The 14,586-nt window shown below is 65.3% G+C and carries 15 protein-coding genes; 3 read left to right on the forward strand and 12 right to left on the reverse strand.

The window, feature by feature from the left end:
- Nucleotides 1–56 precede the first annotated feature (56 nt).
- Complete coding sequence (locus AABA84_RS07265) at nt 57–506, reverse strand: flagellar basal body rod protein FlgC (RefSeq protein ID WP_338311718.1); 450 nt, start codon at nt 504–506, stop codon at nt 57–59.
- A 113-nt stretch (nt 507–619) separates the two neighbouring features.
- Nucleotides 620–1,669 (reverse strand): hydroxyacid dehydrogenase, encoded by a 1,050-nt coding sequence (locus AABA84_RS07270; protein WP_338307506.1) that lies wholly within the window; start codon nt 1,667–1,669, stop codon nt 620–622.
- 238 nt (nt 1,670–1,907) lie between these two features.
- Here AABA84_RS07270 and AABA84_RS07275 point away from each other — a divergent pair, with 238 nt between their 5' ends.
- The 3 genes from AABA84_RS07275 (at nt 1,908) to AABA84_RS07285 (ending at nt 3,527) form a co-directional block, all read left to right on the forward strand.
- Nucleotides 1,908–2,468: a decarboxylase gene (locus AABA84_RS07275; RefSeq protein ID WP_338311719.1), complete on the forward strand. Its 561-nt coding sequence runs from the start codon at nt 1,908–1,910 to the stop codon at nt 2,466–2,468.
- A gap of 7 nt (nt 2,469–2,475) precedes the next feature.
- Nucleotides 2,476–3,072 carry a thiamine pyrophosphate-dependent enzyme gene (locus tag AABA84_RS07280; protein WP_212248518.1) on the forward strand — a complete coding sequence of 199 codons (597 nt, stop codon included), beginning with the start codon at nt 2,476–2,478 and terminating at the stop codon, nt 3,070–3,072.
- A 77-nt stretch (nt 3,073–3,149) separates the two neighbouring features.
- Nucleotides 3,150–3,527 carry a VanZ family protein gene (locus AABA84_RS07285; protein ID WP_338311720.1) on the forward strand — a complete coding sequence of 126 codons (378 nt, stop codon included), beginning with the start codon at nt 3,150–3,152 and terminating at the stop codon, nt 3,525–3,527.
- A gap of 43 nt (nt 3,528–3,570) precedes the next feature.
- On the opposite strand, the gene AABA84_RS07290 is transcribed toward AABA84_RS07285, so the two are convergent.
- From AABA84_RS07290 to AABA84_RS07335, 10 genes are all read right to left on the reverse strand, one after another.
- Nucleotides 3,571–3,954 (reverse strand): DUF1236 domain-containing protein, encoded by a 384-nt coding sequence (locus AABA84_RS07290; RefSeq protein ID WP_018315876.1) that lies wholly within the window; start codon nt 3,952–3,954, stop codon nt 3,571–3,573.
- Between the two features lie 114 nt (nt 3,955–4,068).
- A complete protein-coding gene (locus AABA84_RS07295) occupies nt 4,069–4,956 on the reverse strand; it encodes a 2-hydroxy-3-oxopropionate reductase (protein WP_338311721.1) in 888 nt (295 codons plus the stop codon).
- Nucleotides 4,957–5,175: 219 nt separating this feature from the next.
- Nucleotides 5,176–5,961 carry a hydroxypyruvate isomerase gene (gene hyi, locus AABA84_RS07300; protein WP_338311722.1) on the reverse strand — a complete coding sequence of 262 codons (786 nt, stop codon included), beginning with the start codon at nt 5,959–5,961 and terminating at the stop codon, nt 5,176–5,178.
- A 14-nt stretch (nt 5,962–5,975) separates the two neighbouring features.
- Nucleotides 5,976–7,766, reverse strand: a complete 1,791-nt coding sequence (gcl, locus tag AABA84_RS07305) for a glyoxylate carboligase (protein ID WP_338311723.1) — start codon at nt 7,764–7,766, stop codon at nt 5,976–5,978.
- A gap of 152 nt (nt 7,767–7,918) precedes the next feature.
- Complete coding sequence (locus tag AABA84_RS07310; RefSeq protein ID WP_338311724.1) at nt 7,919–9,721, reverse strand: adenine deaminase; 1,803 nt, start codon at nt 9,719–9,721, stop codon at nt 7,919–7,921.
- A gap of 85 nt (nt 9,722–9,806) precedes the next feature.
- Nucleotides 9,807–10,607: an NYN domain-containing protein gene (locus AABA84_RS07315; protein WP_338311725.1), complete on the reverse strand. Its 801-nt coding sequence runs from the start codon at nt 10,605–10,607 to the stop codon at nt 9,807–9,809.
- Between the two features lie 53 nt (nt 10,608–10,660).
- A complete protein-coding gene (locus AABA84_RS07320; RefSeq protein ID WP_212248680.1) occupies nt 10,661–12,160 on the reverse strand; it encodes a tripartite tricarboxylate transporter permease in 1,500 nt (499 codons plus the stop codon).
- Nucleotides 12,160–12,645, reverse strand: a complete 486-nt coding sequence (locus AABA84_RS07325; RefSeq protein ID WP_338307511.1) for a tripartite tricarboxylate transporter TctB family protein — start codon at nt 12,643–12,645, stop codon at nt 12,160–12,162. The genes AABA84_RS07320 and AABA84_RS07325 overlap by 1 nt, the downstream gene beginning before the upstream one ends.
- Nucleotides 12,642–13,610: a Bug family tripartite tricarboxylate transporter substrate binding protein gene (locus AABA84_RS07330; RefSeq protein ID WP_338311726.1), complete on the reverse strand. Its 969-nt coding sequence runs from the start codon at nt 13,608–13,610 to the stop codon at nt 12,642–12,644. Before AABA84_RS07330 ends, AABA84_RS07325 begins: the two co-directional genes overlap by 4 nt.
- A 106-nt stretch (nt 13,611–13,716) precedes the next feature.
- Nucleotides 13,717–14,556: an IclR family transcriptional regulator gene (locus AABA84_RS07335; RefSeq protein ID WP_152103248.1), complete on the reverse strand. Its 840-nt coding sequence runs from the start codon at nt 14,554–14,556 to the stop codon at nt 13,717–13,719.
- Between the last annotated feature and the right edge of the window lie 30 nt (nt 14,557–14,586).

Below are 14,586 nucleotides of genomic sequence, written 5' to 3' on the forward strand. Positions count from 1 at the left end.
GACGCGGATCAATGCGCGGCAAGGTTCCCACCGCCCATTCAGGCAGCAATCCGCCCTTATGTGGTTATGTCGAGCAGCGACTCTGTCGTCTCGGAGTAGGCCTCAATGACCTTCGCATTGGCGATGAAGCTGTACTTTGCGGCCGCCAGCTGAGCGAATTCGTTGGCGATATCGACGTTCGGCGCTGCGACCAGGCCATCCTTGTTGGCAAAGGGAGCGCCTGGATCGGATTGCGCGGTATAGCTCGGCGATACCGTCGACACCTTCGCGATCGTGCCGCCCGGCGTCGCGCCGCTCGATTGGGAGACCTGGTCGACGCGCAATGGCACGTAAGGCGCGGGAAACGCCGGAGCAATGCCGGGACTGCCGGCGCCGGCCGACGGGCTCGATCCGCCCGACGCCGGCAGCGCGCCGGTCGTTTGAACATTGGCGATGTTGCTCGCGGCCACGTTCACGCGCAAGCTGGCCGCGGAAAGTCCGGATGTCGCAATCGAGAAGATGCTCATGGACTTTCAACTACAGGATAAGTGATACGCGTTCACTTACCCGATCGATAAGATGCGGCGCCTTGCCTTTCCGTCGTGGTAACCAATGATCGGAGCGCGCTGCACCTTCGTCCCTATCCCGGCGTCACGCCAAATGCCTGCTTGAAGCGCTCGGCATAGACCGGCCAGACCTCGGGATTGATGATGCGCGGCGGGCGCTTGCCGTCGAGGACGTCCAGAACCTGCTCGGCGGCGATGCGGCCCATGTTCTGGCGCGCCTCGATCGTCACCCCCGCGGTATGAGGGCTTGCCAGCACGTTGTCGAGCTGGAGCAGCGGATGCTCCGGCGGCGGGGGCTCCTTGGACCAGACGTCGAGGCCGGCACCGGCGATGCGCTTGTCGCGCAGGGCCTGGAGCAGCGCATCCTCGTCGTGGATGAAGCCGCGCGCCGTGGTGATGAAATACGCATGCGGCTGCATCAGCGCGAACTCGCGCACGCTGATCATGTTGCGGCTGCCCTTGTTGAGCGGGCAGGAGATCGAGACGAAATCGGCGCGGCGCAACAGCTCGTCGAGCTCGACCTTCTCCCCGCCCCGCTCCGCCATCACTTCAGCCGACAAATACGGGTCATAGGCCAGCACCTTCATGCCGAGCAGGCCCTTGCACAGCGCGGCGATGCGACGGCCGACATTGCCGAGGCCGATGATGCCAACGGTCTTGTGCTCGACCTCGTTGCCGACCAAATCGTTGCGGTTGACGTCGCGCTCGCGGCGCAGGCGGCGGTCGGACTGGATGATGCGCTTGGACAAGGTCAGCATCATCGCCAGCGCGTGCTCGGCGACGGAATGGGCATTGCCGCCGGACTGGTTGACGACCAGCACGCCCGCGTCGGTGCAGGCCTCGACATCAACGGGATCGAAGCCCGCGCCATTGCTGGAGACCAGCAGCAAATTCGGCGTGCGCTTCAGGAAGGTGGCATCGACATGGAAATGCTGGGCGAGCTCGTCCCGGGCCGCGCCGATCTGGTAGACATGCGCCGCATTCAGGATCGGCGCGTAGACATCTTCGGGACTCTCGTTCTCGATGCGGTCGAGCCGGACGTCAGGCCGCGCCTTCAGGATGTCGACATAGATCGGATTGGCCAAATAATTGGAGTAGAAGACGCGCTTGCTGTTGACGGACATCGGGACCCTTCCGGCTCTCTCGAGGGAGAGACGCAAGGCCAGCGCAGCGCGCGCCTTCCATGTCTCCCCCCTTTTCGTTACCCATTTTATGACATGGCGGTGCCGACCACGACAGGCCGTCCAGCGCAGATCACGGTGCGGGCCCGGACATGTTGACAATCCCGCCCGCTCCGTCAAGTTCGGCCGATCGCCGCGACGGCCTGAACCAAGAAGCATGCGCGGCTCAAGGGAGAGCGCAATGGCGATTGCGGAACAGCAGACGCAGGCGGGACAGGCGTCCGGCGACAACAGCTGGCACGGCATCGTCCTGCAGACCCTGAAGCGGAACGAGATCAGCCTCGTCCCTTACGTGCCCGACCGGGTGCTGACGCCCCTGATCAAGAACCTGCACGCCGATCCCTTCTTCACCACCTTCGCCACCGCCCGCGAGGAGGAAGCCGTCGGCATCGTCTCAGGCGCCTGGATGGGTGGGCGGCGCGGCGCAGTCCTGATGCAGACCTCCGGCTTTGCCACGCTCGCCAACGTGCTCGCCTCGCTCGCAGTGCCCTACCAGATCCCGCTGATCATGTTCGTCTCCGAGCGCGGCACGCTCGGCGAGTTCAATTACGGGCAATCGCTGGTCTGCCGCACCATGCGCCCGGTGCTGGAGTCGCTGGCGCTGGAGCACCACACCATCACCCGGCTCGACGAGCTCGAATTCATCACCGACCGCTCGATCAAGCAGGCCGTCACGACACAGGCGCCGGTGGCGCTGATCCTCAACCCGCTGCTGACCGGCGGCAAGGTTTTCGACAAGTGAGCGCAACATGAACACGCCCAACACCAAGGTGATGAACCGGTTCGACGTGACCTCGCGCCTGATCGGAAAGCTCAAGCACGAGGAGGCTGTGATCGGCGGCATCGGCAACACCAATTTCGACCTCTGGGCCGCCGGGCATCGCCCGCAGAATTTCTACATGCTGGGCAGCATGGGCCTCGCCTTCCCGATCGCGCTCGGCGTGGCGCTGGCGCAGCCCGACCGACGCGTCTTCGCGCTCGAAGGCGATGGCTCGCTGTTGATGCAGCTCGGCGCGCTCTCGACGATCGCGACCCTGAAGCCGAAAAACCTCATCATGATCGTGATGGACAACGGCATCTACCAAATTACCGGCGCACAGCCGACGCCTGCGGCAAGCGTCGCTGACATCGTTGCCATCGCCGCAGGCTCCGGCCTCGCCAACAGCACCTGGGCCGCGGACGAGGAGGATTTCGAGCGCCTGGTCGATGCGGCGATGTCCGCCGCCGAGCCGAGCCTGATCGCAGTCCGCATCGACGACAAGCCCGGCGTCGGCACCACAAGGCGCGATCCCGTGCAAATCCGGGAACGCTTCATGCACGGGCTCGGCGTGCGCGAGCCGCTTTAATTTTTCGTCATTAACTACACCCTGATCTGATGGAGGGACTGTACCGGCCCCCTGCCAATCTGTGCTAAGCGAACCGGATGTCCATTTTGGTTCGTTCCTTTGCCTGGTTGCTCGCCGCCGCCGTTACTTTCGCCACCCTCGGTCCCCCCGGCCTGCGGCCCCATTCCGACCTCGGCCAGGACGGGGAACATGCGCTCGCCTTCATTCTGGTGGGACTGGCCTTCGGCCTCGCCTATCCGCGGCGGCGCCTGCCGGGCGCAGGAGCCGCGGTCGTCCTGATTGGCGTGCTCGAGCTGATGCAATTTTGGGCACCCGGACGCCACGCCCGGCTGGAGGACTTTCTGGTCGACGCGCTCACGGCCTGCTTCGGCTTTGCGCTGGCGGCGGTCACCGATTGGGCTATGACACGCTTTCGCGCAAGCGCCTCTGCGGCAAGCGAAGGCCCCGCGGAGTAGAACTCCGCAGGGCCCTTTCCCCTCCACGCCTGTCCGGCTTGGATCAGTCGATGATCTTGACCACGCGACGCGTGCGCGGTTCGACGATCACACGGCGATCATTGACGACCGCATAGCGATACTCGGTGTAGTTCGGTACGGGGCGGAGCACCACGGTCGGCGGCAGCGGCTCGCCGACCACGACGCGCTCCTCGACCACGACGGAATCGCTGCGAGGAATTCCGCCAAGAACCGCATTCGGAATCTCGAGGCCAGCGCCGACGGCCGCGCCGACGGTACCGCCGACCATCGCGCCGATCGGTCCGCCAATATCGCCACCCGCACGCGCGCCGTCGCGGGCGCCTTGTTCGGTGGTCGACTGGGCAAAGGCTGCGCTCGACGCCAGCAGCGACGCGGCAGCCAACGTAATCGCAAGACGGGTTTTCATGTCCTTATGTCTCCAGTGATTGTTGTGCGCCTTCAACCGCGGGGCCGGAGCATTGTTCCGGTTCCCCCGTCGCGAAGACGCCTCAAAAACTGGCGACTGTTACCGCGTAACAGTTCAGGCTGCGGCGATCTCGTGGCCTGCCATCAGTTCCAGTGCCCGCACCATCGCGGAATGATCCCAGCCCTTGCCGCCATGCGCGGTGCAGGCCGAGAACAATTGCTGCGCCACCGCCGTGCTTGGCAACGACAGGCCGAGCGTGCGCGCGCCTTCGAGCGCAAGATTGAGATCCTTCTGATGCAGCTCGATGCGGAAGCCGGGATCGAAATTGCGCTTCACCATGCGCTCGCCGTGTACTTCGAGGATGCGCGACGAAGCAAAGCCGCCCATCAGCGCCTGTCGCACCAGCGCCGGATCGGCCCCGGCTTTCGATGCGAACAACAGCGCCTCGCTCACCGCTTCGATCGTCAGCGCGACGATGATCTGATTGGCGACCTTCGTCGTCTGGCCGTCGCCGTTGGCGCCGACGCGGGTGACATTCTTGCCCATCTTGTCGAAGACAGGCTTCATGGTGGCAAAGGCCCGCTCCGGCCCGCCGACCATGATGGTGAGGCTCGCCGCCTTGGCGCCGACCTCCCCGCCTGAGACCGGCGCGTCGAGATAGTCCGCCCCGAGCGCCTCGATCTTCTTCGCGAACTCCTTCGTCGCCAGCGGCGAGATCGAGCTCATGTCGACGACGATCTTGCCCTTGGAGATGCCACTCGCAACGCCGTCCTTTCCGAACAGCACCGCGTCCACATGCGGCGTATCCGGCACCATGATGATGACCGCATCGGCCTCCTCGGCGACCTGCTTGCCCGTCTTGCAAGCGATGCCGCCGGCCGCAATCAGCTCCGGCGCGACCGGCGCGACATCATGCAGGAGAACACGATGGCCTGCGCTAAGGAGATGGCCGGCCATCGGCCGTCCCATGGTGCCAAGTCCGATGAAGCCGATGTCGATCATGGTTTGATGTCTCACAGTTGTAGTAACAAAACTTCATCCACGCGTTCGGTGCACCTCTCCTGCTTGCGGGAGAGGTCGGCACGTCCGGGCGATGCGGAGCATCGTCCCGCGTGCCGGGTGAGGGTTCTCTCCGCGTTGGGATTTCTTCCGCGAGAATCCCATTGCGGAGATACCCTCTCCCCAACCCTCTCCCGCAAGCGGGAGAGGGAGCGCACCGCCTCACGTCTCAAACGTCTGCGCGGCGTGCCACGAAAGCCCTTCGAGCGTCGTGGTGCGCGGCTTGTATTCGCAGCCGATCCAGCCGCGATAGCCGATCGCATCGAGGTGGCGGAACAGGAAGGGATAATTGATCTCGCCGGTCCCGGGCTCGTGCCGGCCGGGATTGTCGGCAAGCTGAATGTGGGCAATCTGCGGGAGATATTCCTGCATGGTGCGGGCGAGATCGCCCTCCATGATCTGCATGTGATAGATGTCGTACTGGACGAACAGATTGTTCGACCGCACCTCGGAGATCAGCTGCACCGCCTGCTCGGTGCCGTTGAGGAAGAAGCCGGGAATGTCGAGCGTGTTGATCGGCTCGACCAGCAGCTTGATGTTTTCGCGCGCCAGCGTCGAGGCCGCAAAGCGCAGATTGCCAACGAGCGTCTCGTTGAACTCGCGTGGATCCGCATCGGGAGGCGCGATGCCGACGAGGCAATTTAGCTGGTCGCAATCGAGCGCCTTGGCGTAGTCGATGGCGCGAAACACGCCGTCGCGGAATTCAGCAGTGCGATCGGGCAGGATCGCAATGCCGCGCTCGCCCCTAGCCCAGTTTCCAGCGGGCAGATTGTGCAGCACCTGGGTCAGCCCGTGAGCTTCGAGCTGCTCGCGCAGCTGCGCCTTGTCGAAATCATAGGGGAAGAGATATTCGACCCCGGCAAAACCCGCCGCTTTCGCCGCGGCGAAGCGATCGAGGAACGGCATCTCGTTGAAGAGCATGGTGAGGTTGGCGGCGAATTTCGGCATGGTGACGTCCTTCCCTATTCCGCCGGTTGCAGCACGCCCGGGCGCGCGCGCTCGACTTCGTCGAGCGGAAGGTCCAGCACCTCCTCGAACTCGACGATGTTGTCGATCTCCGTGCCCATCGCGATGTTGGTGACGCGTTCCAGGATGAACTCGACCACCACGGGCACGCGGTGCTTGGCCATCAGCTCGCGCGCGGTCGCGAACGCGGCTTGCGTGTCCTTGGGATCGGTGACACGGATCGCCTTGCAGCCGAGGCCTTCGGCGACCGCGACGTGGTCGACACCGTAGACGCCGATCTCGGGCGCGTTGATGTTCTCGAAGGAAAGCTGGACGTGATAGTCCATCTCGAAGCCGCGCTGGGCCTGGCGGATCAGGCCGAGATAGGAATTGTTCACGACGACGTGGATGTAGGGCAGATTGAACTGCGCCCCGACCGCGAGCTCCTCGATCAGGAACTGGAAGTCGTAATCGCCGGAGAGCGCGACGATGTCGCGATCCGGGCACGCGGCACGCACGCCGAGCGCGGCGGGCAGTGTCCAGCCGAGCGGCCCCGCCTGACCGGCATTGATCCAGTTGCGTGGGCGATAGACGCCGAGGAACTGCGCGCCGGCGATCTGCGACAGGCCGATCACGGTGACGTAGCAGGTGTCGCGACCAAACGCCTTGGTCATCTCCTCATAGACGCGCTGCGGCTTGATCGGGACGTTGTCGAAGTGACTCTTGCGCAGCATCGTCTTCTTGCGATCGCGGCAGGCCGCGGGCCACGCCTGGCGCTCGCGAAGCTTGCCTGACCGCCGCCACTCCCTGGCGACGGTGACGAACAGCTCGAGCGCAGCCTTGGCGTCCGAGACGATGCCGAGATCGGGATTGAACACGCGCCCGATCTGCGTCGGCTCGATGTCGACATGCACGAAGGTGCGGCCCTTGGTGTAGGTCTCGACCGAGCCGGTATGGCGGTTGGCCCAGCGGTTGCCGATGCCGAGCACGAAGTCGGATTCGAGCATGGTGGCATTGCCGTAGCGGTGGCTGGTCTGAAGGCCGACCATGCCCGCCATCAGCACGTGATCGTCGGGAATCGCGCCCCACCCCATCAGCGTCGGCACCACAGGCACGTTGGCGATCTCGGCGAATTCGACCAGCAGGTCCGAAGCATCGGCATTGATGATGCCGCCGCCCGCGACGATCAGCGGCCGCTCGGCGGCGTTGAGCATCTCCAGCGCCTTCTCGACCTGTTTTCGCGTGGCGGTAGGCTTGTAGACCGGCAGCAGCTCATAGGTCTCGTCGTCGAACTCGATCTCGGCGAGCTGCACGTCGAGCGGCATGTCGATCAGCACCGGTCCCGGCCGGCCCGAGCGCATGACATGAAACGCCTGGCTGAACACGCGCGGCACCAGCGCCGGCTCGCGCACCGTCACCGCCCATTTCGTCACGGGCTTTGCGATCGACTCGATGTCGACGGCCTGAAAATCTTCCTTGTAGAGCCGCGCGCGCGGAGCCTGCCCGGTGATGCAGAGGATCGGAATGGAATCGGCGATCGCCGAATAGAGCCCGGTGATCATGTCGGTGCCGGCCGGCCCCGAGGTTCCGATGCAGACCCCGATATTGCCGGCCTTCGCCCGCGTATAGCCCTCGGCCATGTGCGAGGCGCCCTCGACATGGCGTGCCAGGATGTGGCGGATCGAGCCGCGCTTCTTCAGCGCCGAGTAAAGCGGATTGATCGCGGCTCCGGGAACGCCGAAGGCGGTGGAGATGCCTTCCTTCTCCAGAATTCGCACGGCAGCATCGATAGCTCGCATCTTCGCCATATCGGACCTCGCTCAGGTTGCGTCAGCGAGCGAGATCATCGGGTGCGCAGAAGCCGATCTCAACGAGATCGATTTTATTTTCCACGATGCGGCAGCCGCGGAAAAATGGCGGCGGTCTCAAACGGTTAGATCGAGAGTTGCATGAAAGCGGATCACTCGAACAGCGGCGCCAGCTCCATCTGCGGCACCAGCACGAGGCCCTTATCGGTGATGCGAATTTCCGGAATGACCGATAGGGGAATCAAATTGAAGCCCATATAGGGGATGGTGCAGCCGGCCTCGGCCCATTCCTTCTTGAGCATCTTGACCTCTTCGGCCACCTCCGTGACGCGCTTGTCCGAGAGAAGCCCCGCGATCGGCAGCGGAACCAGCGCCCTTACCTTGCCATCGGCGACGACGCAGACGCCGCCCTGCTGGTCCTTGATGGCAGCGATCGCGACTTGCATATCGGGCTCGTTGGTGCCGGCGACGATGATGTTGTGGCTGTCATGCCCGACACTGGAGGCGACCGCGCCGCGCTTGAGGCCAAAGTCCTTCAGCAGTCCGTAAGCGACGTTGCCGGCCGACTTGCCGTGGCGCTCGATGACTGTGACGAAGCACAGGCCGTAACGCGCGAACAGCGACGGCCAGTCCTTTGCTGGCTCGATCGCGACTTTGTCATGGATCAGCGTGATGCCCGGCAACGCTGTCTTGATGGCATTGACGGTGCAGGCCTTCGCCGGCAGATCCGGCGTCAGCTTGACCTTCTCCGGCAGCTTCACGGTCGCGTAGGCCGCCTTTGGATATTGATAGCGCTGCGACAGCGCCTGATCGAGCAGCCCGGTGATCTCGCGGTTCTCGACCACGAGCTCGCCGCCATACCAGGTGCATTGCGGCTTGAGCTGGTCGTCCATCAGCACGAGATCGGCGCGGCGGCCGCCGCCGAGGCCACCGATGTCGCCGTCCATGCCGAAGCGCGTGGCGCCATGCAGCGAGCCCATCGACCAGGCCTGCTCCGGCGACATCCCCGCCTTCACGGCCTCGCGCACCACCCAGTCGAGACCGAACATCAGGAGATCGTCGGCGTCGCGGTCGTCGGTGCACACGGCCGTGCGCTTGTGCGAGGCGCCGAGCTCGGTGATGGTGCGGATCGCCTGCGGCAGCGAGTGCCAGGGCGTCGTCGGCGGCCCCCCGCGTAGGAATATCCAGACGCCGGCATCGAGCAGGTCGTCGGCGATGTCGCGGTCGATCGCCTCATGGGTATCCGTTACGCCGCTGGCCGCATAGGCCGCGACGAAGTCCCGGCCGTAGACGTGGCCGGACACGGGACGGCCGCGCTTCAGGGCGGCTGCGAGGATCGCATGGCTGCGTTCGTCGCCCATCGTGACCGGGACAAAATCCATCTTCTCGCCGAGCGCGACAGCCTCCGGCCAGCGGTCGAACAGGCCGGCGATCTTGTCCGGCGTGAGATCGCCGCCGGCCGTTTCCAATTCGGCCGACGTCGCCGGCACCGTGCTCGGCACAGTCAGGAAGATCGAGAGCGGCGCCTCGCGCGCGTCTTCCAGCATCGCCTCCACCCCGGCGACATCCATGACGTTGCCGATCTCGTGGCTGTCGCAAAAGATCGTGGTGGTGCCGTTGAGTAGCGCGGCCTCCGCATAGGCGCAGGCCGTCACCATCGAGGATTCGATGTGGATGTGCGGATCGACCAGCCCGGGCGCGATGACGCCGCCAGCGGCATCGTAGAGCGGCACGTCGGGCCAGATCTTCTTCGCCGCGCCTGATGGCTTCACCGCCGCGATGCGCCCGCCGGTGATCCACACCTCCCGACCGGGATGAATGCGTTCCGAATAGGTCGAGAGCACCCGCGCGCCGGTAATGACCAGATCTGGCACGAGACGCGCGGACGCGACATCGGCGAGGCGCCGGGTCATCGCATGCAGCGGGGCGACGGAGAAGCGGGTGAGTTTGGTCATCGGGACCCTCGCGCGGCGTTACGGCCCGGCGATGGTTACGCCCTGCACCAAACCGGGCAAGTGCAAATATGACGGCACGCCCTGCTTACGCCTTGGGCGCCGCACCGCCTGCCGTTCCCGACCTTGCAGGCCGGCGCCGGTTCCGCGCTCTTGCCGGCGGTGCCGTAGCGGGCTTGACCCGGATCCGCATCGACCGGCCCTTTGGCTCATCGATCTCGAACGAATTCGTCTTCCGCACGAGGTCGCTCAGCTTGCGAAAGCCGTAGGTCCTCGGATCGAAATCGGACGCCAGATTGGCAAGTTGCCGGCCGACTTCCCCGAGCGTCACCCAGCCGTCCTCGCTCTCCATCTGGGTGATGACCTTCTTGATGATGGGGGTCGCGGCATCAAGCGGCTGAAGCGACGTCGATCTCGAGGCGGCATCCTGGGTGTTCGCCGGGGCGGCAAGCAGGTTCTCGGTGTAGACGAACCTGCGGCAGGCCTGCCGGAAGCTCTCCGGCGTCTTCTGCTCGCCGAACCCGAAGACATCGATGCCCTGCTCCCGGATGCGGGCCGCCAGACGGGTAAAGTCGCTGTCGGATGACACCAGGCAGAAGCCATCGAACCGGCCGCTGTGAAGCAGGTCCATGGCGTCGATGACCAGCGTGATGTCGGATGCATTCTTGCCCGTCGTATAGGCGAACTGCTGCTGCGGGATGATGGCGTGCTTCGACAGAATGTCGGCCCACCCCCTGGACCGCGCATTGGAGAAGTCGCCGTAGATACGGCGGACGCTGGCCTCGCCGATCTTGGCGATCTCCTCGAACAGTCCGTCCGCGATTTTTGCCGACGCATTGTCGGCATCGATCAGGACGGCGAGACGGGGCGAACGAAGTTCTGACGGCATGGAATGTCCCCACGAGATGGACGCAGCATCACAAGATGCCAGCGCCGGGATGACTAATCTTCGGTCGCCTTGAACCGCCCGAGCCCCTTCAGCACGAAGGGCGCCAGTAGCGCGATCAGTGCCAGCCCCAGCAGCGTCGCCGAGATCGGGCTCTGCAGCAACGTCATGGGATCGCCGAGGCTGATTGCGAGCGCTCTGCGCAACTGGCTCTCCGCGATCGGACCGAGGATGAGGCCGACCACGACGGGGGCGATCGGAAAATCGAACCGGCGCATCAAAAAGCCGAGCACGCCGAAGCCGGCCAGCATCGACAATTCGACCACCGACGGTTTTGCGGCGATGGTGCCCATGGTCGCGAATACGAGGATGCCGGCATAGAGCCATGGCTGCGGGATCGCAAGCAGCCGCACCCAGAGGCCTACCAGCGGCAGATTGAGCACCAATAGCATCACGTTGGCGATGAACAGGCTCGCGATCAGGCCCCACACGAGATCAGGCCGCTCGGCGAACAGCAGCGGTCCCGGGTTGAGTCCGTATTGCTGAAAGCCCGCCAGCATCATCGCGGCGGTCGCCGAGGTCGGCAGTCCCAACGTCAGCAGCGGCACCAGCGTGCCGGCGGCGGAGGCGTTGTTGGCGGCCTCCGGTCCCGCGACACCTTCGATCGCGCCCTTGCCGAACTCCTCGGGGTATTTCGTCAGCCGCTTCTCGGTCGAATAAGACAGGAAGGTCGGGATCTCCGCGCCGCCCGCGGGCAGCGCGCCGATCGGAAAGCCGAACATGGTGCCGCGCAGCCACGGCTTCCACGACCGCTTCCAGTCCTCCTTGGTCATCCACAGCGAGCCGCGCACCGGCTCGAGCTTCTCCTCGCTGTGGTGACGGCGCGATGCGACGTAGAGCGCCTCGCCCACCGCGAACAGGCCGACCGCGAGCGTCGTCACCTCGACGCCGTCGAGCAGTTCAGGGACGCCGAACGCAAGCCGCGCCTGACCGGTCAGCTTGTCGATGCCGACGAGACCGAGCGTCAGGCCGATGAACAGGCTGGTCAGGCCGCGGACCGGGGAATCGCCGAAGGTCGCCGACACCGTGACGAAGGCGACGCACATCAGCGCGAAATAGTCCTCCGGGCCGAAGCGCACGGCGAAGTCGACCAGCCACGGCGCGAGGAAGGCGAGCCCGATGGTGGCGATGGTGCCGGCGACGAAGGAGCCGATCGCGGATGTCGCAAGCGCCGGCCCGCCGCGGCCGGCCTTGGCCATCTTGTTGCCTTCGAGCGCGGTCGCCATCGAGGCGCTCTCGCCGGGCGTGTTGATCAGGATCGCGGTGGTCGAGCCGCCATACATGCCGCCATAATAGATGCCGGCGAACATGATCAGCGAGCCGCCGGGGTCGAGCTTGTAGGTGACCGGCAACAGCAGCGCGACCGTCAGCGCCGGGCCGATGCCGGGCAGCACGCCCACGGCGGTGCCGAGGAATACGCCGATCAGGGCATAGAGCAGGTTCATCGGCTGAATGGCGACGGCCATGCCGTGCGCCAGCGCCGCAAAAGTGTCCATCACAGCAGTCGCTCCAGCGGGCCGGTCGGAAGGCTCAGCGTCAACAACCGGTCGAACGCGAGATAGATCAGGATCGACATCACGAGGGCGATGATGCTGTCGACGAGGATGGCGCGGCGCCCGAACGCGGCCGACGTCGTCACGAACAGCGCCGACGTCGCCAGGATGAAGCCGCCGCCGAAGCCGATGATGGCGATCAGCAGCGCAAGGCCGACCAGGATCAGGACCACGGGCACGGGATCGGCGCTCTCGCGCGCCGGCAAATTGCCGCGCAGCGCGTCGATGAAATTGCCGATCGCAAGCAGCGCAAGGCCGCTGGCGACCACGACCGGCATCGCCTCCGGCCCCATCCCGTACATCGCGGTGGATGACAGGCCGCGCGCGTCGAAGACCAGCACCGCGGCGAGGCCTGCGAGCAGTGCAGCGATGACGATACCGGCGCGATCGACGCGCCGCGGCGGCTGGGCCGGATCGCCCGAGGTCATGACTTGACCAGGCCGACCGATTTCAGCACGTCGGTGACCCGCACGGTTTCCTTCTTCAGGAAGTCGGCGAAGGCGTCACCGCCGAGATAGGCGTCTTCCCAGCCCTTCTGCTTGAGGATTTCCTTCCAGGCGTCCGACTTCACCATCTTCTCGACCGCATCGCTCAGGGTTTTGCGCTGCTCCGGCGTGATGCCGGGAGGCGCCACCACCGAGCGCCAGTTGGCGATCACGAGGTCGATGCCCTGCTCCTTGAAGGTCGGGATGTCGCTCCCCGGGATGCGCTTCCCCGAGGTCACGCCGATCGCGCGCAGCTTGCCGGACTTGATCTGCCCTTCATATTCGCTGAGGCCCGAAATGCCCGCGGTGACCTTGCCGCCGAGGATCGCCGCCAGCGACTCGCCGCCGCCGGAGAACGGGATGTAGTTGATCTTCTTGGCGTCGGCACCGACCGCGCCGGCGAACAACGCTGCCATCACATGGTCGACGCCGCCGGCGGAGCCGCCGGCGAAGGTCACCTTGGCAATATCGGCCTTCACCGCGGCGGCCAGATCCTGCGCAGTCTTGATCGGCGAATTCGCGGGAACCACGATCACCTGGATTTCCTCGGTGAGGCGCGCGATCGGCGTCACCTGCTCGAGCGTCACCGGCGACTTGTTCATGGCGAGCGCGCCCACCATGACGAAGCCGTTGACCATCAACTGGTTGCCGTCGCCCTTGGCGCCGTTGACGAATTGCGCGATGCCGACACTGCCGCCGGCACCGGGAACGTTGGTGACCTGCACGCTGCGCGCGACGCCCGCCGCCACCAGCGCCTGCTGCATGGAGCGCGCAGTCTGGTCCCAGCCGCCGCCCGGGGCCGCCGGCGCCATCAGCTTGAGCTCGAGCTGCTGGGCAAGGGACGGCGTCGCTGCCGCAAGGGTCAGCGCGACGGCTGCGCCGGCAAGGCGCGCGGAAAATTGAAACATGAGGACGCTCTCCAGGCTCATGCGGACGTTTGCCGCATTGTGTCGTTTGGTCGCATATCAGCCAAAACGGCCGATGCTGTCCAGCGACAGTGCCCGGGTTCCCCAATCAGCGCGGCGCCGGCATCACCCCACCGAGCGCGACCGTCAGCTCGCCGGCGACCTCGCGCACGATTTGGCCGATTTCCGGCAGCCTGTCGTCGGTCAGGCGGCTGGTCATGCCCGAGACGGAAATTGCCGCGAGCGGCTCGGCACAGTCGTTGTAGACCACTGCGGCAATACAGCGCAGCCCCATGCTGGCTTCTTCATCGTCGAGCGCAAAACCCTGCTTGCGGATCTTTTCGAGCTCCTTGAACAGGTCGCTCGGCCGCACGATCGACTTCTCGGTCAGCCGGGGCATGCCGTGATGGCGGATGACGGCGCCGACGTCCTCGTCGGAATAGGTCGCGAGCACGGCCTTGCCGACGCCGGACGTCACCATGGGGACGCGGCCGCCGACCAGGGTCAGCGAGCGCATGATCTCGCGGCTCTCCATGCGGGTCAGCACGATGATGAACTCGTCGTCGACCACGGCGAGATTGGCGGTCTCGCGGGTGAGATCGCGCAGCTTGCGCAAGTAAGGAATCGCCTGCGCGGAAAAATTGCGCCGCCGCGCAAAGCTCGCACCCACCGTGAAGGCGCGCGAGCCGACATGCCATTTTGATTGCGTGCGGTCGAACTGCACGAAGCGGCGGCTCTCCAGCGTTGCCAGCAGGCGGTGCACCGTGGAAGCCGACAGGCCGGTCCGCACCGCGAGATCGCTGAGGCGATAGCCTTCGTCGTCCTCGGCCAGCGTTTCCAGGATCGACAGCGCGCGATCGACGGACTGCACGCCGCCGTCGCGCGTGTCGTTGTCGGCCTCCGATGATCGAGGCTCGAGCGATTTGCGCCGGATCACGTTCTTGCTCATCGCGACCTGACAGTTGTCACCTCTCCCCGC

This window comes from Bradyrhizobium sp. TM239 (genome assembly GCF_036247985.1).
GTDB classification, from domain to species: domain Bacteria; phylum Pseudomonadota; class Alphaproteobacteria; order Rhizobiales; family Xanthobacteraceae; genus Bradyrhizobium; species Bradyrhizobium ottawaense.